This window comes from Mycobacterium sp. E1214 (genome assembly GCF_001666755.1).
Classification (GTDB): Bacteria; Actinomycetota; Actinomycetes; order Mycobacteriales; family Mycobacteriaceae; genus Mycobacterium.
Window position 1 is genome coordinate 1 of the sequence record NZ_LZJC01000014.1, and the last position, 17,215, is coordinate 17,215.

A 17,215-nucleotide genomic window follows, 5' to 3' on the forward strand; every position below is an offset into this window, starting at 1 on the left:
GACCACCAGCGCGATCGCGGCGACGATGGCGGCGACGCCGACGATCCACGGCCAGCGCGGCGCGCTGTGGGTGTCGTCGGCCTCGGCGGCCTCGTTGTAGTCCTCGTAGTCGTAGAGCCCCAGCTCGCCCGGCACGTAGGGCCCGCTGGTGAACTGCTCGGCGTCCAGGGCCGAGTACGCCCGCGAGTAGGCGTCGGTCTGCCCCGTCTGGTCCACCGGCTCGGGGTCCGCGCCACCATCGAGCGGTTCCAGGTCACCGTCGGCGGGAGCGGCGTCCCCCAGCCCCGCCGCTGCGCCGTCGAACGCGTCGGGTTCCGGCTCAGGGCCGGGGTCCGGGCCCAGATCCTGACCGGACGCCTGACCGGAAGCGTGATCGAAGCCGTGAGCGTCGTCGGGTTCATCCGGGTCCCATCCCGGGTGCTTCGGCCCGCTCATCTTCGCCTGCCCTGTTCGACTACATCGCCAACGCGCAAAGATTCACCGCTGCATCGTCGCGGGCGCGCTTGGGACGTTCTCATTGATCTGGGCAAAACATTACCGAACCAAAAGGGGCAAACCCGTTCTGGCGACCGGGCCGCCAATCACGTGATCGGATTGTGACCTTGGGTCGTGAAAATCAGTGCTTCTCGGGCCCCGTGTAGTACTCGAAAACCAATCCGGCCGCCGAAGTCAGGATGAACATCACACCGGCCGCGATCAGCCACGGCAGCCACAGCGCGATGCCGACCGCGGTCACCGATCCGGACAGCGCGATCAGGATCGGCCACCAGCTGTGCGGGCTGAAGAAACCCAATTCGCCTGCGCCGTCGCTGATCTCGGCGCCCTCGTAGTCCTCGGGCCGGGTGTCGAGGCGCCGAGCCACGAAGCGGAAAAAGGTGGCCACGATCAACGCCAGGCCGCCGGTCAACACCAGCGCGGTGGTGCCCGCCCACTCCACGCCGCCGGTTGCGAAAAGCGCCGTCAGCACGCCGTAAAGGACGGCGATCAGTAGGAAAAACCCGGCAATGAATTCGAATAACCTGGCTTCGATATGCATTTCGCGTCCTAACCTACTGGCTTCCGGCCAACTGGCCGCGCTTGGTGTCGAACGGGTGGGTGGTCACCGCCAGCGGCGGCTGTCCGATCGCCTGCAGCGCCTGGGCGTTCGTCTTGCCCTGCGTGCGCTGCTGCAGGTAGGCCTTGAAGTCGTTGGGCGACACCACCCGGACTTCGAAGTTCATCATCGAGTGGTAGGTCCCGCAGAATTCGGCGCAGTGACCGACGAACGCGCCGGGCCGGGTGATCTCCTCGACCTGGAACACGTTCACCGAGTTGTTCGCTTCGGCGTTGGGGATCACGTCGCGCTTGAACAGGAACTCCGGCACCCAGAACGTGTGGATGACGTCGGCGGAGGCCAGGTCGAACTGGATGCGCTTGCCGGTCGGCAACACCAGCACCGGGATCTCGTCGCTGGTCCCCAACGTCTCGACCTTGTCGAAGTTGAGGTACTGCCGGTCGGAGGTGTTCAGGCCCCGCACCGGGCCGACGCGCTCCTCGCCGTGGGCGTCCTTGCCCTCGGGCTTGGACAGCATCGCCTTCTTGCGCTCGGCGTCGGCGCCGTCGTAGGTCAGGGTGCCGTCCTTGAAGGCGACGCGCTGGTAGCCGAACTTCCAGTTCCACTGGAACGCGGTCACGTCGACGACGACCTCGGGGTCCTTGGCGACGTGCAGCAGCTTCTCCTGCACCACGACGGTGAAGTAGAACAGCACCGACACGATGAGGAATGGCGTGACGGTCAGCGCCAGCTCGAGCGGCATGTTGTAGCCGAACTGCCGCGGCAGCTCGGTGTCAGTGGCCTTCTTGCGGTGAAACACCGACGACCAGAACAGCAGGCCCCACACCGCCACGCCGACGGCGAGGGCCGCGATCACCGAGCCGATCCACAGTTCGCGGTTGTAGTGGGCCTGCGGGGTGATACCGTCCGGCCAGCCGAACGCCAGGACGTGCTGCCAGCTGCATCCGCTCAGCGCGACCGCGAGCCCCCCGAACGTCGCTGCCAGCGCCAACGGCCGGAGACGGCGGGACAGGCCCCCGCTGGCGCCCCCGGAACGGCGCTGAATCCTGCCCTGCGACATACGTTGCGAACGGTGCTGCTCGCGAGGTGTCACGTTGGCGCCTCCTGCTCGGATATCGAATACTACGCAGCGTAGACCACGCGGCTGAGCGCGGCGACGAAACCCCGGTCGGCTCGCGCCGCGGCCCCTCGGCGCGCGCCGGGCACGGCCGCCACGAGCGCCGCCAACCCGGAGCGCGCGAGTGCGGCATACTGGGGCGCCGTGTGTGGTCTGCTGGCGTTCGTCGCCGCCCCGGACGGTTCGGATCCCGGCTTCGACAGCTCCTCGATCAAGGTCGCCGACGCCGCCCGCGTCGACGGCGCCGTCGGCCGCTCGCTGCGCCTGATGCGGCACCGCGGGCCCGACGAACCCGGCGGCCTGGCCGCGGAGGGCAGCGTCGTGTTCGGGTTCAACCGGCTGTCGTTCATCGACATCGCCCACGCGCACCAGCCGCTGCGCTGGGGTCCGCCCGAGGCGCCCGACCGCTACGTGCTGGTGTTCAACGGCGAGATCTACAACTACCTCGAGCTGCGCGCCGAGCTGGCCGCCCGGCACGGCGCGGTGTTCGCCACCGACGGCGACGGCGAGGCGATCGTTGCCGGCTTCCACTTCTGGGGCACCGACGTCCTGACCCGGCTGCGCGGCATGTTCGCGTTCGCGCTGCTGGACACCGCCACCGGTGAGTTGTTCTGCGCCCGCGACCCGTTCGGCATCAAGCCGCTGTTCCTGGCCACGGGCGCCGGCGGAACTGCGGTGGCCAGCGAGAAGAAGTGCCTGCTGGACCTGGCCGAGTTGATCGGCTTCGACACCGGCATCGACGAGCGGGCGGTGCAGCACTACACCATCCTGCAGTACGTGCCCGAGCCCGAAACGCTGCACCGCGGGGTGCGCCGCCTGGAGTCGGGCTGCTACGCCCGCATCCGTCCCGGCCAGCGGCCGCAGATCACCCGGTATTTCACGCCGCGCTTCGCGGCCACCCCGATCACCCGCGGCGCCGAGCAGGCCCGCTACGACGAGATCACCGCGGTGCTCGAGGACTCGGTGGCCAAACACATGCGTGCCGACGTCACCGTCGGGGCGTTCCTGTCCGGCGGCATCGACTCGACCGCGATTGCCGCGCTGGCCATCCGGCACAACCCCCGGCTGATCACCTTCACCACCGGCTTCGAGCGCGAGGGGTTCTCCGAGATCGACGTGGCGGTGGCCTCCGCCGAGGCGATCGGCGCCCGCCACATCGCCAAGGTGGTCTCCCCCGACGAGTTCGTCGCCGCGTTGCCCGAGATCGTGTGGTACCTCGACGAGCCGGTGGCCGACCCCGCGCTGGTCCCGCTGTTCTTCGTGGCCCGCGAGGCCCGCAAGCACGTCAAGGTGGTGCTGTCGGGGGAAGGCGCCGACGAGTTGTTCGGCGGCTACACGATCTACCGGGAGCCGTTGTCGCTCAAGCCGTTCGACTACCTGCCGCGGCCGCTGCGCCGGTCGATGGGCAAGGTGTCCAGGCCGCTGCCGGAGGGGATACGCGGCAAGAGCCTGCTGCACCGCGGCTCGCTGACGCTCGAAGAGCGTTACTACGGCAACGCCCGCAGCTTCTCCGACGCGCAGCTGCGCGAGGTGCTGCCGGGCTTCCGCGAGGACTGGACCCACACCGACGTGACGGCCTCGGTGTACGCCGAGTCGGCCGGCTGGGACCCGGTGGCCCGCATGCAGCACCTCGACCTGTTCACGTGGCTGCGCGGCGACATCCTGGTCAAGGCCGACAAGATGACCATGGCCAATTCCCTGGAGTTGCGGGTGCCCTTCTTAGATCCCGAGGTGTTCGCCGTCGCGTCCCGGCTGCCCGTCGACGCCAAGATCACCCGCACGACCACCAAGTACGCGCTGCGGCGCGCCCTGGAGCCCGTCGTCCCGGCCCACGTGTTGCACCGGCCCAAGCTGGGGTTCCCGGTGCCGATCCGGCATTGGCTGCGGGCCGGAGAACTGCTGGAGTGGGCCTACGCGACGGTCGACGCGTCGCAGGCAGGCCACCTGGTGGACCTCGCCGCGGTGCGCCGGATGCTCGACGAGCACCGCAACGGCGTCAGCGATCACAGCCGCCGGCTGTGGACGGTGCTGATCTTCATGCTCTGGCACGCGATCTTCGTCGAGCACAGCGTGGTGCCCCAGATCAGCGAGCCGGTGTATCCCGTCCAGCTCTGACTGCCCGGGCCCGGCCTGCCTCGCGCCCGGCCTGGCCTGCCTGGCCTGGCCTCGCGCCCGGCCTGCCTGGCGTGTCCTGGGCTCGCGAGCGTAAGGCCACTGCGGAAATCCGGGCCCAAAGTCGCAGGGTGCTTACGCTCGCGGGTTCAGCGCAGTTCAGCGCAGCGCAGCGCCGGTACCGGGTGCCAGCGGCGTCAGCCGCCGACGCCACCCGCGGCTACGCCAGGATCGCGCCGATCTCCTCGGCCGCCTCGTCGCCGTAGGCGCCGGCCAGCCGGCTCTTGGCGTCCTCGCGGTCCCAGGTCCACTCCTGGGTGCCGGTGGACTCGAGCACCAGCACCGCCACCAGCGAGCCCAGCTGCGCCGAACGCTCCAGGCTCAGGCCGGCGCTGCGGCCGGTGAGGAAGCCGGCGCGGAAGGCGTCGCCGACTCCCGTCGGGTCGGTCTGGCTATTCTCCGGCACCACGTCGACGTGGGTGGTGGTGCCGTCGCGCTCGACAATGTCGACGCCCTTGGCACCCAACGTGGTCACCCGCAGGTCGACCTTCTGCTGCACGTCGGCCTCCGACCAGCCGGTCTTGGACAGCAGCAGCTCCCACTCGTAGTCGTTGGTGAACAGGTAGGCGGCGCCGTCGACGAGCTTGTCGATCTCCTCCCCGGACAGGCGGGGCAGCTGCTGGGACGGGTCGGCGGCGAACGGCAGGCCGAGTTTGCGGCACTCCTCGGTGTGCACCACCATCGCGTCGGGGTCGTTGGCGCCGACGATCACCAGGTCGGGTTTCCCGATCGACGACACCAGGTCGGCGAGCTTGATGTTGCGGGCCTCCGACATGGCGCCCGGGTAGAACGAGGCGATCTGCGCCATGTCCTGGTCGGTGGTGCAGGTGAACCGCGCGGTGTGCGCGGTGTCGGAGACCAGCACGTGGTCGGTGTTGACGCCGTGCGACTGCAGCCACTGCCGGTAGTCGTCGAAGTCGTCGCCGACCGCGCCGACCAGCGCCACGTCGCCACCCAGCACCCCGATGGCGAAGGCGATGTTGCCGGCCACACCGCCGCGGTGGATGACCAGGTCGTCGACGAGGAAGCTCAGCGACACCTTCTGCAGGTGGTCGGCCAGTAGGTGCTCAGAGAACCGGCCGGGGAAGCGCATCAGGTTGTCGGTGGCTATCGAGCCTGTTACCGCGATCGTCACGAAAGTCTCCGCTCTTCGTTAGCAAGGTTATCGAGCTTACTCACGCACCCAGAGCGTCGTTGCGTCCGCTCCTCGGCGCGCGGGTGGTGCGCTAGCCTCCCTAGGGAACTCACTCCCGTCGCTTCGAGTTGCTGCCGGGATCACGATCACCGTAGGAGACCCACGATGGCCGGTCCGCATTCGTCGAACCACACCGTCGGCGGCGAAGGACCAACGCCCCCAAACGAATCCCAGCCTCTGGAGTTCCCGCACGAGCCTGCCGGCCCCGCCTTCGGGCCCGGGCCCGGCGCCGGCGACGCGGGACCCGCGGCTCCCAATTATGCCGGGAGCCCGCCGCCGGCGGTTCCCTACCCGCCGCAGCGGTCCCGGCGCCGGTTGGTCACCGGCGTGCTGCTCGCGCTGACGCTGGTCGCCGTGCTGACCGTGGCGATCGTGTACGGCGTGCGCACCAACGGGGCCAACAGCGGCGCCACCTTCTCCGAGGGGGCGGCGAAGACCGCCATCCAGGGCTATCTGGACGCGCTGGACCACCGCGACATCGACGTGATCGTGCGCAACGCGCTGTGCGGCCTGTACGACGGCGTCCAGGACAAGCGCTCCGATCAGGCGTTGGCCAAGCTCAACAGCGACGCGTTCCGCAAGCAGTTCTCCGAGGTCGAGGTGACCTCGATCGACAAGATCGTCTACCTGTCGCAGTACCAGGCGCAGGCGCTGTTCAGCATGCAAGTCACCCCGGCCAGCGGCGGCCCGACGCGCGGACCGCTGCAAGGCATCGCGCAACTGCTGTTCCAGCGCGGGCAGATCACCGTCTGCTCCTACGTGCTGCGCACCGCGGGCTCGTACTGAGCCCCTGACAACCGACCGCCAGCGGTCAGCGGCCCCGGCTCAGTTGAACGAGTCGCCGCAGGCGCAGGACCCGGTGGCGTTCGGGTTGTCGATGGTGAAGCCCTGCTTCTCGATGGTGTCGACGAAATCGATGGACGCACCCTCGACGTAGGGGGCGCTCATCCGGTCCACGGTCAGGGTGACTCCCCCGAAGTCCGCGGTCAGGTCGCCGTCCAGCGTCCGGTCGTCGAAGAAGAGGTTGTAACGCAGCCCCGCGCAGCCGCCCGGCTGGACGGCGATGCGCAGCGCCAGGTCGTCGCGTCCCTCCTGGTCCAGCAGCGACTTGGCCTTCGCGGCGGCGGCCTCGGTCAGGATCACGCCGTGCGTCGCGACGTTCGACTCGTTTTGCACCGTCATTGCTTCTCCTACATGCCTAGTGGGGCGTGGTCGTCAGGGTCGATTCCACCGGCCTCCGTCGGCCGGCCCGAACCGCTCGAAAAAAGCCCACTGCATCAACGGTACCTTGCGGGACCGCTATTCCCGAGTCGCGCCGCGACCACGGACGCCAGCCCCATCAGCTGGTTGGCGGCGTCTGCCTGCGCCAACCGCACCGACCCGGCGTGGTCGGCGATCGACAGGGCCGCCATGATGCCCGACGAACGGACCGTCGCGTTGTCCAGCCCGACCTGCCCGGCCAGCACCACCACCGGAATTCCGCGCGGCCGGGCGGCGTCGGCGAGGAAGCCGACCACCTTGCCGTGCAGCGACTGCTCGTCGAACCGGCCCTCGCCGGTGACGATCAACTCGGCGGTGTCCAAATCGTCGGCCAGGCGGGTGTGCTGGGCGATGATGGCGGCCCCGGACTCGCACCGGCCGCCGAGCGCCAGCAGGCCCGCCCCGATGCCGCCGGCCGCGCCCGCGCCCGGCTCGGCGCTGACGTCGCGGCCCGCCACCGCCTCCAAGATCAGCGCCCACGCCTGCAGGCGCACCTCGAGGGCGGCCACCGTGGCGGTGTCCGCGCCCTTCTGCGGCCCGAAGACCCGCGCCGCGCCCCACGGTCCCAGCAGCGGGTATTCGGTGTCGGAAGCGGCGATGAGCTCCACGTTCGCCAATTGCCGGCGGGCCGTGTCCAGGCCGCCGAGTTCGGCGATCATGCCCTGCCCGCCGTCGGTGCACGCGCTGCCGCCGAGCCCGACGACGATGCGCGTCGCCCCCGCGCGCAGGGCTTCGGCGATCAACTGGCCCACGCCCTTGCTGTGCGCCGCCATCGCGGTTTCGGGGGTGGGCGGGCCGCCGAGCAGGGCCAAACCGCAGGCCTGGGCGCATTCGAGGTAGGCGGTCGCCGAGCCGGGGTCGAAGACCCACTCGGCCGTCACCATCGCCTTCAGCGGACCGAACACCCGCACCCGCCGCAGCTGCCCCAAGCGGCTGGCCAACACCTCGACGAATCCCGGGCCGCCGTCGGACTGCGGCGCGACGATGAACCGGTCGCCGGGGCGCGAGCGGGTCCAGCCGGTCGCGATCGCCGCGGCCGCCTCGACGGCCGTCATGCTGTCGCCGTAACAGTCCGGGGCCACCAGCACGAGCATGGCCGGCAACTGCAGACGGCCGGGAGCGAGGCCGGGACCGCCGTCGTCGGTGGCCATCGACCCGTCGTCCATCACAGGCAGCCGTTCATCACTGGTAAGAGTAGGGCCAAGGACGGTGCTGACGCAGGTCTAATAGCGAGGCATTCCAGGCGAATTCCGCCACACCCGCGCCGGGAAGTAACCTGGCCCCTGTGAAGCTGATGGGCCGCAAGAAAGGCCAGGACGGGGACTTGACCCCGACCGTCGTGGCGGCGGACGTCCCCGGGGCGTCGGACGCGGCGACGCGCGAGTCGCACCGCACGGGCCCCAAGGGGCGGCCCACGCCCAAGCGTGACCAAGCCCGGCGCAGCGCCAAGAAGGGGCCCGTCGCCCCCGCACCGATGACCGCCGCCGAGGCGCGGGCCCGGCGCAAGACGCTGGCCGGTCCGAAGCTCAGCCGCGAGGAGCGCAAGGCGGACAAGGCCGCCAGCCGCGCCCGCCTCACCGACCGCCGGGAACGCATGATGTCCGGCGAAGAGGCCTACCTGCTGCCCCGCGACCGCGGCCCGATCCGCCGCTACGTGCGCGACGTGGTCGACTCCCGGCGCAACCTGCTGGGCCTGTTCATGCCGTCCACCCTGTTCCTGATGTTCGCCATGTTCACCACGCCGCAGCTGCAGCTCTACGTGTCGCCCGCGATGCTGGCGCTGATGCTGGTGATGGGCATCGACGGGGTGGTGCTGGGCCGCAAGGTGAGCAGGCTGGTCGACGCCAAGTTCCCCAAGAACACCGAAAGCCGTTGGAAGCTCGGCCTGTACGCCGCCAGCCGGGCGTCGCAGATGCGTCGGCTGCGCACGCCGCGGCCTCAGGTCCAGCGCGGCGGCAGTGCCGATTAAGCGGCGCGGGAAAGCCGCCTGACGCCGGTGCGCACGCTGGTGCTGGGCGGAATCAGGTCGGGCAAGTCACGCTGGGCCGAGGAGGCCATCGCCACGGCGCTGCCGGCCGGCGAGCCGGTGCGCTACCTGGCTCCCGGGCCGCCCGGTTCCGACGACGCGGCGTGGGCGCACCGGGTCGCCGCGCACCGCGACCGCCGGCCCGCGCACTGGTCGACCGTCGAAAACACCGACCTCGCCGCGGAATTGCGCGGCTCGCCGGGCACCCCCACGCTCGTCGACGACCTCGGCGGCTGGCTGACCGGCACGCTGGACCGCAACCGGGCCTGGGAGGACGACTCGGCGGCGGGCGCGGTCCGCGACACGGTCGACGACGCCGTCGCCGCCATCGGCGCCTTCGGCGCCACGCTGGTGCTCGTCACCCCCGAGGTGGGGCTGGCCGTCGTTCCCGCGACGCCCGCGGGGCGCAAATTCGCCGACGAGTTGGGTGAATTGAACCAGCGGGTCGCGCAGCTCTGCGACCGGGTGGTGCTGGTGGTCGCCGGGCAGGCGTTGCCGATCAAGGCGCCGCTCGGGTGACGGAGTTCGCGCCCGTCGCGCCGCCCGACGCCGGCGTCGCCGCCGCCGCCCGGGCCCGCCAGGACACACTGACCAAGCCCCGCGGCTCGCTGGGCCGCCTGGAAGACCTGTCGGTGTGGCTCGCCTCCTGCCAAGGTGTCTGTCCGCCAAGGCCTTTGGAACGCGCGCGGGTGGTGGTTTTCGCCGGCGACCACGGCGTCGCCCGGTCCGGGGTGTCGGCCTACCCGCCCGAGGTGACCGCCCAGATGGTCGCCAACTTCGAGGCGGGCGGGGCGGCGATCAACGTGCTGGCCGGCGTCGCGGGCGCCACGGTGCGGGTCGCTGATGTGGCCGTGGACGCGGCCACCGGTGAGCGCGCCGCCGCGCACAAGGTGCGGCGCGGCAGCGGGGACATCACGGTCGAGGACGCGCTGAGCGACGACGAGGTGCGGCGGGCTATCGCGGCCGGCCGGGACATCGCCGACGAGGAGGTCGACGCCGGCGCGGACCTGTTGATCGCCGGTGACATGGGCATCGGAAACACCACGCCCGCAGCGGTTTTGGTGGCGGCGCTGACGAACGCCGAGCCGGTGGTGGCGGTCGGCTTCGGCAGCGGCGTCGACGACGCCGGGTGGGCGCGCAAGACGTCCGCGGTGCGCGACGCGCTGTTTCGCGCCCGCCGGGTGCTGCCGGACCCCGTCGGCTTGCTGCGCTGCGCGGCCGGCGCCGACCTGGCCGCGATGGCGGGCTTTTGCGCGCAGGCCGCGGTGCGGCGCACGCCGCTGCTGCTCGACGGCATGGCGGTGACGGCGGCCGCGCTGGTCGCCGAGCGGCTGGCCCCAGGCGCCCGCGACTGGTGGCAGGCCGGGCACCGGTCCACCGAACCGGGCCACACGCTGGCCTTGGCGGCGCTGGAGCTCGAACCGATCCTCGAGCTGCGGATGCGCCTGGGCGAGGGCAGCGGCGCGGCGCTCGCCGTGCCGGTGCTGCGCGCGGCGGCGGCCACGTTGGCGTCGATGGCCACCTTCGCGCAGGCCGGCGTCTCCGACCGGCAGCCGCCCGCGACGCCGTGATCCGTTCGCTGGCAACTGCTTTCGCCTTCGGCACGGTGTTGCCCGTCCCGGGCTCGGCGCAGGCCCCGATGGGCCGCGGCGCCATGACGGCGCTGCCCGTGGTGGGCGCCGCGCTGGGCGCGGCGGCCGCGGCGGTGACGTGCGGGGCCGCCGCGGCGCTCGGGGCGTCGAGCCCACTGCCGGGTCTGCTGGCCGTCGCCGCGCTGTTGCTGGCGACGCGCGGGCTGCACATCGACGGTGTGGCGGACACGGCCGACGGGTTGGGCTGCTACGGGCCGCCGCAGCGCGCGCTGGCGGTGATGCGCGACGGGTCGACGGGGCCGTTCGGCGTGGCGGCCGTCGTGCTGGTGATCGCGGTGCAGGGGCTGGCGTTCTCGGCGTTGGCGGCGGCGGGGACGCGCGCCGTGTTGGGCGTCGCCATCGCGGTGTTCGCGGGCCGGGTGGCGGCCGTGCTGGCGTGCCGCCGGTCGGTGCCGGCGGCCGCCGGCAGCTCGCTGGGCGCGCGGGTCGCCGGCAGCCAACCGGCGCCCGTCGCGGCGGCCTGGGTCGCGGCGCTGCTGGGCCTGTCCGCCGCGGTGGGGCCGCGGCCGTGGCAGGGCCCGGTGGCGGTGCTGCTGGGCGTCGGGTGCGCGGGGTTGCTGGTGCGGCACTGCGTGCGCCGCCTGGGCGGGATCAGCGGCGACGTGCTGGGCGCCGCGATCGAATGCACCGCGACGGTGAGCGCGCTGGCCCTGGCGGCGCTGGTGCGGTTCTAGCCGCCGGGCTGCGCCGCGCGGCCGCGCTCAGCCGAGCCGCGCCATCCAGCCGTGGGTGTCGGCGAAGGTGCCCCGCTGGATGCCGGTCAGCGTGTCGCGCAACGCCATCGTGACCTCGCCGGGCTGGCCGTCGGCGACGGTGAACTCGGTGTCGCCGTACTTGACGCGCGCGACCGGGGTGATGACGGCGGCGGTGCCGCAGGCGAACACCTCGGTGATCTCGCCGGCCGCGGCCTTCTTCTGCCACTCGTCGATGTCGATCTTGCGTTCCTCGACGGCGAAGCCGGCGTCGACGGCCAACTGCAACAACGAGTCTCGGGTGATGCCCGGCAGCAGCGAACCGGACAGCTCCGGGGTGACCAACCGCGCCGAGCCGCCGCTGCCGAACACGAAGAAGATGTTCATGCCGCCCATCTCCTCGACGTAGCGGCGTTCGACGGCGTCCAGCCACACCACCTGGTCGCAGTCGTGGGCCGCGGCCTCGGCCTGGGCGAGCAGCGAGGCGGCGTAGTTGCCGCCGAACTTGGCGGCGCCGGTGCCGCCGGGGCTGGCCCGCACGTAGTCCGTCGACACCCACACCGTCACCGGGTTGATGCCGCCCTTGAAGTAGGCGCCGGCCGGCGACGCGATCAGCAGGTAGCGGTACCGCTTGGCCGGGCGCACGCCCAGCCCCGGCTCGGTGGCGATGACGAAGGGCCGCAGGTACAGCGCGGCCTCGCCCCCGGCGACGGGCACCCACGCGTCGTCGACGGCCACCAGCTGGCACAGCGAACCCATGAACAGCTCGTCGGGCAGCTCGGGCATCGCGAGCCGCCGCGCCGAGGACCGCAGCCGCGCGGCGTTGGCCTCGGCGCGAAACGACACGACGGAGCCGTCGGCCCAGCGGTAGGCCTTGAGGCCCTCGAAGATCTCCTGCGCGTAGTGCAGCACCAGCGCCGACGGGTCGAGCTCGATCGGGCCGTAGGGAATGACGCGGGCGTCGTGCCAGCCCCGGCCCTCGTCGTAGTCGATGGACACCATGTGGTCGGTGAAGTACCGGCCGAATCCGGGGTCGGCCAAGATGGTCTCGCGCTCGGCGTCCGGAACGGGATTCTCCGAGTGCGCGACCGTGAACTCGAGCGAGCCGCTGGACATGGGGCTGATTGTATATGCGCCCGCCAACGGGTTTTTGCCCGCGCAATCCCCGCGGTTAACGGGTTTTCGCCTCGACGAAGGGCGGCCGCACCACGTCACACTCGACCGACCGGCCGCGGACGTCGACGGTCACCCGTTGGCCGTCCTCGACCCCGGCGGCCACGTCGATCAGCGCCAGCCCGATGCCCACCTGCAGCGACGGGGAGAACGTGCCGGAGGTGGTCACCCCGACCGGCGCATCCCCGGCCAGCACCGTCAGCCCGGGGCGCAGCACGCCGCGCCCGACCATCCGCAGCCCGCGCAGCAACCGGCGCGGCCCGGCCGCCTTCTCGGCCAGCAGCGCCTCGCGGCCGAAGAACGCGTCCTTCTTCCAGCCGATCGCCCAGCCGCAGCGGGCCTGCAGCGGCGAGATCTCGGGCGACAGCTCGTGGCCGTGCAGCGGATAACCCATCTCGGTGCGCAGGGTGTCGCGGGCGCCCAGGCCGGCCGGCTCACCGCCGGCGGCGCGCACCCCGGTCACCAGCGCGTCGAACACCACCCCGGCCGTGTCCCACGGCGGCAGCAGCTCGTAGCCGTGCTCGCCGGTGTAACCCGTGCGGCAGACCCGCACCGGCACCCCGTCGAACGACGCGTCGGCATAACCCATGTAGTCCATGTCGGCGGGCAGGCCCAGCTCGGTGAGCACGTCCGGCGAGCGGGGGCCCTGCACGGCCAGGACCGCGTAGTCGCGGTGCAGGTCGGTGATCGTCAGGCCGGCGGACGCGTTGCTGGCCTGGAAGGCCTGCAGCGCCTCGACCACGGCGGCGGTGTTGGCGGCGTTGGGCACCAGGAAGATCTCGTCGTCGCTCACGTAGTAGGCGATCAGGTCGTCGATGACGCCGCCGGATTCGGTGCAGCACAACGTGTATTGCGCCTTGCCGGGGCCGATGCGACCGAGGTCATTGGTGAGCGCGGAGTTGACGAACTGGGCGGCCCCGGGGCCGCGGACCAGCGCCTTGCCGAGGTGGCTGACGTCGAAGAGGCCGACGGCGTTGCGGGTGGCGGTGTGTTCGCTGACGGTGCCGGCGTAGGACACCGGCATCAACCAGCCGCCGAATTCGGCGAAGCTGGCGCCCAGCGCGCGGTGGCGGTCTTCCAGCGGTCCACGCAGGGGTTCGCGGGGTTCGAGGGGCTCGGCTGCAGGGGTCACGACCCTTCACCCTAATCAGCGGCGGCCCGCGGCCCACTAGGGTGATGCGGATGAGCACCGAACCCGGTTACGCCGCCCCCACCGTCACTGTCGCCACGTCGCTGCCCAAACGCGGCGGGACCTCGTCCGTGCTGATCGTGCCGGTCGTGTCCACCGGGGACGACGACCAGCCCGGCGCGGCGCTGGCGGCGGCCGAGCCCTTCCTGTCTGCCGACGCGGTCGCCGAGATTCAGGCCGGGCTGCGGGCGCTGGAGGCCACGGGCGGCGCCGATCAGGTGCACCGGCTCGTGGTGCCGTCGCTGCCGGTGTCCAGCGTGCTGACGGTCGGCCTGGGCAAGCCGCGCCCCGAGTGGCCCGCCGACACGATCCGCCGGGCCGCCGGGGTGGCCGGGCGGTCGCTCGGCAAGACCGAGTCGGTGCTCACCACGCTGGGCGAGCTGCCCGGCGCCGACGTCCTCTCCGCCGCCGTCGAGGGCTTGATCCTGGGCAGCTACCGGTTCACCGACTTCCGCAGCGCCAAGACGGCACCCAAAGATCAAGGGCTGCGCAAGATCACGGTGCTGGCCACCGCGAAGGACGCGAAGAAGGATGCCGCGCACGGCGCCGCGGTGGCGACGGCCGTCGCCACGGCACGCGACTTCGTCAACACCCCGCCCAGCCACCTCTTCCCCGCCGAATTCGCCAAGCGCGCGCGGGCTTTGGGCGAATCGGTGGGTCTGGAAGTGGAGGTGCTCGACGACAAGGCGCTGCAGAAGGGCGGCTACGGCGGCATCATCGGCGTCGGGCAGGGCTCGTCGCGCCCGCCGCGGCTGGTCCGCCTGACGCACCGCGGCTCCAAGCACGCCAAGCGATCCAAGCAGGCCAAGAAGGTGGCCCTGGTCGGCAAGGGCGTCACCTTCGACACCGGCGGCATCTCGATCAAGCCGGCCGCGGGCATGCACCACATGACCTCGGACATGGGCGGCGCGGCCGCGGTCATCGCGACCGTCGCGCTGGCCGCGCAGCTGGAGCTGCCGATCGACGTCATCGCCACGGTGCCGATGGCCGAGAACATGCCGTCGGCGACGGCGCAGCGCCCGGGCGACGTGCTGACCCAGTACGGCGGGATCACCGTCGAGGTGCAGAACACCGACGCCGAGGGGCGGCTCATCCTCGCCGACGCCATCGTGCGGGCGTGCGAGGACAACCCGGACTATCTGATCGAGACGTCGACATTGACCGGAGCGCAGACGGTGGCGCTCGGCGCCCGCATCCCCGGCGTGATGGGCAGCGACGAGTTCCGCGACCGCGTCGCGGAGATCTCGCAGCGGGTCGGTGAGAACGGCTGGCCGATGCCGTTGCCCGACGAGCTCAAGGAAGACCTGAAGTCGACGGTGGCCGATTTGTCGAACATCAGCGGGCAGCGCTTCGCCGGCATGCTGGTCGCCGGGGTGTTCCTGCGTGAGTTCGTCGCCGACGGCGTGAGCTGGGCGCACCTCGACGTGGCCGGACCGGCGTTCAACACCGGCAGCGCGTGGGGCTACTCGCCCAAGGGCGCGACCGGCGTGCCGACCCGCACCATGTTCGCGGTGCTGGAGGACATCGCCGAAAACGGCTAGCGTTCAGCGCCGGCCCGTCATGAGCAAGAACACGGCGCGGCGCACGTTGCGGCGCGGCCAGCCGGTCAGGCCGTCCGCGGCGAGCGCCGCGTTGGCCGCGTTGCGCCCGCACGCGCCGTGCACCGAGCCGCCCGGGCTGGCCGACGCGCTGCCCAGATAGAGCCGCTCGACGGGCGTCTCGGCGCGGCCCATGCCCGGCGCCGGGCGGAAGATGAGCATCTGCTGCAGCTGCGAGGTGCCGCCGTTGACCGCGCCGCGGTGCAGGTTGGCGTCGTGGGCCTCCAGGTCGGACGGCCGTTGCAGGAAGCGGCCGACGACGTGGGCACCGAAGCCGGGGGCGTGTTCCTCGATGACGCGATCCATCGACTCGGCGAGCTGCTCGGCCGACGCGTCGTCGGAGACCTCGCGCGGCAGATGCGTGTAGGCCCAGACGCTTTCGGTGCCGGCCGGTGACCGGGAGGGATCGGCGGTGGTGGTCTGGCCCAGCAGCATGAACGGACGCTGCGGCACGGTGCGGGTGTTGACGTCGGCCATCCACCGCACCAGGCCGTCCCCGTCGGCGCCCAGGTGCACGGTCCCGGCGTCGTGCAGGTTGGCGGCGCGCCACGGGATCGGCGCGTCGAGCGTGTAGTTCACCTTGACCACGGGCGGGTCCCACACGAAGTGCCGCAGGTCGCGCAGCAGCCCTGGCGGCACCGCGTCCGGGGGCAGCATGTCGCAGAACAGCCGGGGCGCCGTCACGGCGGCGATCACCGCGCGGCGCGCCCGCACGATGCGGCCGTCGGCGGTGCTGACGCCGACGGCCCGGCCGCCCTCGACGTGGATGCGGGTGACCTCCCGGTTGCATTCGATCTGCGCCCCGGCCGACTCGGCCCGCCTGACCAGCGCCGCCGTCAGCTGGCCCGACCCCCCGACGGGCACCGGCCAGCCGCAGTCCTGGGCGAGCATGGTCATCAGCAGGCCCATCACGCCGCTGCCGGGCGCGTCCAGCGGAATGTCGGCGTGTAAGGCGTTGCCCAACAACATGACTCGCGGCGCGTCGCCGTCGAACAGCTGTTGGGCCATCGCGTTGGCGGGCTGGACCAGCAGGTTCGCCAGCCGCAACGCGTCCGACGTCCCGAGCTTGTGCAGGAGCGTCAGCAGCGGGCGCACCGGTGGGAACGGCGACAGGATCGCTTCGAGCAGCGGCTTTTTGACGGTGTTCCACAGCTCGACCGTGCGCAGCCAGTTCGCGCCGTCCCCCGGGACGCGGCGCTCGAATTCGGCGGCTGTCTGGCCGGGGTCGTGGTACACGATCGGCGGGTCGTCGTCGGCGGCGTTGCGCGGATGGCCCACCACCGTCGGCGCGTGGGACCACCGCAACCCGTGATCCTCCAACTGCAACGCCGCCATCGCCGGGGACGCCACGGTCATCGGATAGTAGGAACTGAACAGGTCGGTGACGTAGCCCGGCGTCAGCTCGGCACTGCGCACGGCGCCGCCCGGTTCCGGCTGGGCCTCCAGCACCAGCACGTCCCACCCGGCGTCGGCCAGCATGGCCGCGGCGACCAGCCCGTGATGCCCGGCCCCGACGACCACGGCGTCGACGGCGTCTCGGGGCGCGCTCACGTCACCTGGCTCGGCTCCCGGTGCTCCGCGAGCGCCGCCAGCCGCCACAGGCATTCCTTGTTGCGCGGATAGGCCGCGGCCAGGGCCAGGGAATCGGGGACGACGCCCATCGGGCCCACGGCCGGCACCTCGATCATCTCCACCCGGCACCCCTGCGACGTCTCCTGCAGGAGCAGCGTGATGCGGGCGGCGCCCAGCGGCCCGAGGTGGGCGCGCAGCATCAGTTTGTGCGGCGGCTCGCTCACCTCGACGACCGTCTTGTCGTTGATCACCAACGGCCAGATGCCGATCGAATGCTCGATCGTGGAGCCGGGTTCCGGCCAGTCGGGGTCGACGGCCCGCATCCGGCTGTTGCCCACCACCCACTGGGTGTACGTCCAGCCGTCGGCGAGCACCTCCCACACCCGTTCGCAGGGAGCGGGCACCTCCCGAACCGCTGTGATCACCTCGCGTCCTTTCGCCTGCGCCATTGCGCCGGGATACCCAGAATCGCGGCGCGTACCCGGTGAACTCCGCGTTTACAGCGGCTGCGGGCC

General features: G+C 71.7%; 16 protein-coding genes and 1 pseudogene. 7 read left to right on the forward strand and 10 right to left on the reverse strand.

The features are described from left to right. The 3 genes and pseudogenes from A5700_RS01290 to A5700_RS01300 form a co-directional block, all read right to left on the reverse strand. A pseudogene (locus A5700_RS01290) lies at positions 1 to 435 on the reverse strand (hypothetical protein); the annotation flags it as partial. A gap of 181 nt (positions 436 to 616) precedes the next feature. Beyond that, positions 617 to 1,036 carry a cytochrome c oxidase subunit 4 gene (locus tag A5700_RS01295; RefSeq protein WP_068073172.1) on the reverse strand — a complete coding sequence of 140 codons (420 nt, stop codon included), beginning with the start codon at positions 1,034 to 1,036 and terminating at the stop codon, positions 617 to 619. 13 nt (positions 1,037 to 1,049) lie between these two features. Then, a complete protein-coding gene (locus tag A5700_RS01300; protein ID WP_156671018.1) occupies positions 1,050 to 2,147 on the reverse strand; it encodes a cytochrome c oxidase subunit II in 1,098 nt (365 codons plus the stop codon). Positions 2,148 to 2,315: 168 nt separating this feature from the next. On the opposite strand from A5700_RS01300, the gene asnB reads away from it, so the two are divergent. Beyond that, positions 2,316 to 4,286: an asparagine synthase (glutamine-hydrolyzing) gene (gene asnB, locus A5700_RS01305; protein ID WP_068073176.1), complete on the forward strand. Its 1,971-nt coding sequence runs from the start codon at positions 2,316 to 2,318 to the stop codon at positions 4,284 to 4,286. Positions 4,287 to 4,503: 217 nt separating this feature from the next. Here asnB and A5700_RS01310 read toward each other — a convergent pair whose 3' ends face one another. Next, positions 4,504 to 5,478 carry a carbohydrate kinase family protein gene (locus A5700_RS01310; RefSeq protein ID WP_068073178.1) on the reverse strand — a complete coding sequence of 325 codons (975 nt, stop codon included), beginning with the start codon at positions 5,476 to 5,478 and terminating at the stop codon, positions 4,504 to 4,506. 165 nt (positions 5,479 to 5,643) lie between these two features. Between A5700_RS01310 and A5700_RS01315 the strand changes: the two genes are divergently transcribed. Beyond that, positions 5,644 to 6,324 carry a hypothetical protein gene (locus A5700_RS01315; protein ID WP_068073180.1) on the forward strand — a complete coding sequence of 227 codons (681 nt, stop codon included), beginning with the start codon at positions 5,644 to 5,646 and terminating at the stop codon, positions 6,322 to 6,324. Positions 6,325 to 6,363: 39 nt separating this feature from the next. Here the strand turns inward: A5700_RS01315 and A5700_RS01320 are convergent, their stop codons facing one another. Both A5700_RS01320 and A5700_RS01325 read right to left on the reverse strand, forming a co-directional pair. Continuing rightward, positions 6,364 to 6,720 (reverse strand): iron-sulfur cluster assembly accessory protein, encoded by a 357-nt coding sequence (locus A5700_RS01320; RefSeq protein WP_068073182.1) that lies wholly within the window; start codon positions 6,718 to 6,720, stop codon positions 6,364 to 6,366. A gap of 95 nt (positions 6,721 to 6,815) precedes the next feature. Beyond that, positions 6,816 to 7,892 (reverse strand): glycerate kinase, encoded by a 1,077-nt coding sequence (locus A5700_RS01325; protein ID WP_068073232.1) that lies wholly within the window; start codon positions 7,890 to 7,892, stop codon positions 6,816 to 6,818. Positions 7,893 to 8,083: 191 nt separating this feature from the next. Here A5700_RS01325 and A5700_RS01330 point away from each other — a divergent pair, with 191 nt between their 5' ends. Genes A5700_RS01330 through A5700_RS01345 form a run of 4 tightly spaced genes read left to right on the forward strand, consistent with a single transcriptional unit; the run spans position 8,084 to position 11,150 of the window. Then, a complete protein-coding gene (locus A5700_RS01330) occupies positions 8,084 to 8,767 on the forward strand; it encodes a DUF3043 domain-containing protein (RefSeq protein ID WP_068073184.1) in 684 nt (227 codons plus the stop codon). A 27-nt stretch (positions 8,768 to 8,794) separates the two neighbouring features. Then, the gene (locus tag A5700_RS01335) at positions 8,795 to 9,343 is read left to right on the forward strand and encodes a bifunctional adenosylcobinamide kinase/adenosylcobinamide-phosphate guanylyltransferase (RefSeq protein ID WP_068073186.1); all 549 of its coding nucleotides are present in this window, start codon (positions 8,795 to 8,797) and stop codon (positions 9,341 to 9,343) included. After that, the gene (gene cobT / locus A5700_RS01340; RefSeq protein ID WP_068073188.1) at positions 9,340 to 10,395 is read left to right on the forward strand and encodes a nicotinate-nucleotide--dimethylbenzimidazole phosphoribosyltransferase; all 1,056 of its coding nucleotides are present in this window, start codon (positions 9,340 to 9,342) and stop codon (positions 10,393 to 10,395) included. The genes A5700_RS01335 and cobT overlap by 4 nt, the downstream gene beginning before the upstream one ends. Continuing rightward, entirely contained in the window at positions 10,392 to 11,150 is a 759-nt protein-coding gene (locus A5700_RS01345) for an adenosylcobinamide-GDP ribazoletransferase (protein ID WP_068204383.1), read from the forward strand. The genes cobT and A5700_RS01345 overlap by 4 nt, the downstream gene beginning before the upstream one ends. A gap of 27 nt (positions 11,151 to 11,177) precedes the next feature. Here A5700_RS01345 and A5700_RS01350 read toward each other — a convergent pair whose 3' ends face one another. Continuing rightward, positions 11,178 to 12,284, reverse strand: coding sequence for a branched-chain amino acid aminotransferase (locus tag A5700_RS01350; protein WP_068073192.1), 1,107 nt, complete (start codon positions 12,282 to 12,284; stop codon positions 11,178 to 11,180). 55 nt (positions 12,285 to 12,339) lie between these two features. Then, the gene (gene gcvT, locus A5700_RS01355; protein WP_068073194.1) at positions 12,340 to 13,473 is read right to left on the reverse strand and encodes a glycine cleavage system aminomethyltransferase GcvT; all 1,134 of its coding nucleotides are present in this window, start codon (positions 13,471 to 13,473) and stop codon (positions 12,340 to 12,342) included. A 50-nt stretch (positions 13,474 to 13,523) separates the two neighbouring features. On the opposite strand from gcvT, the gene A5700_RS01360 reads away from it, so the two are divergent. Continuing rightward, positions 13,524 to 15,071 carry a leucyl aminopeptidase gene (locus A5700_RS01360; protein ID WP_068073196.1) on the forward strand — a complete coding sequence of 516 codons (1,548 nt, stop codon included), beginning with the start codon at positions 13,524 to 13,526 and terminating at the stop codon, positions 15,069 to 15,071. Positions 15,072 to 15,074: 3 nt separating this feature from the next. Here the strand turns inward: A5700_RS01360 and A5700_RS01365 are convergent, their stop codons facing one another. Continuing rightward, complete coding sequence (locus tag A5700_RS01365) at positions 15,075 to 16,679, reverse strand: NAD(P)/FAD-dependent oxidoreductase (protein WP_068204385.1); 1,605 nt, start codon at positions 16,677 to 16,679, stop codon at positions 15,075 to 15,077. Then, the gene (locus A5700_RS01370) at positions 16,676 to 17,125 is read right to left on the reverse strand and encodes an SRPBCC family protein (protein ID WP_068073233.1); all 450 of its coding nucleotides are present in this window, start codon (positions 17,123 to 17,125) and stop codon (positions 16,676 to 16,678) included. The genes A5700_RS01365 and A5700_RS01370 overlap by 4 nt, the downstream gene beginning before the upstream one ends. Positions 17,126 to 17,215: the final 90 nt, after the last annotated feature.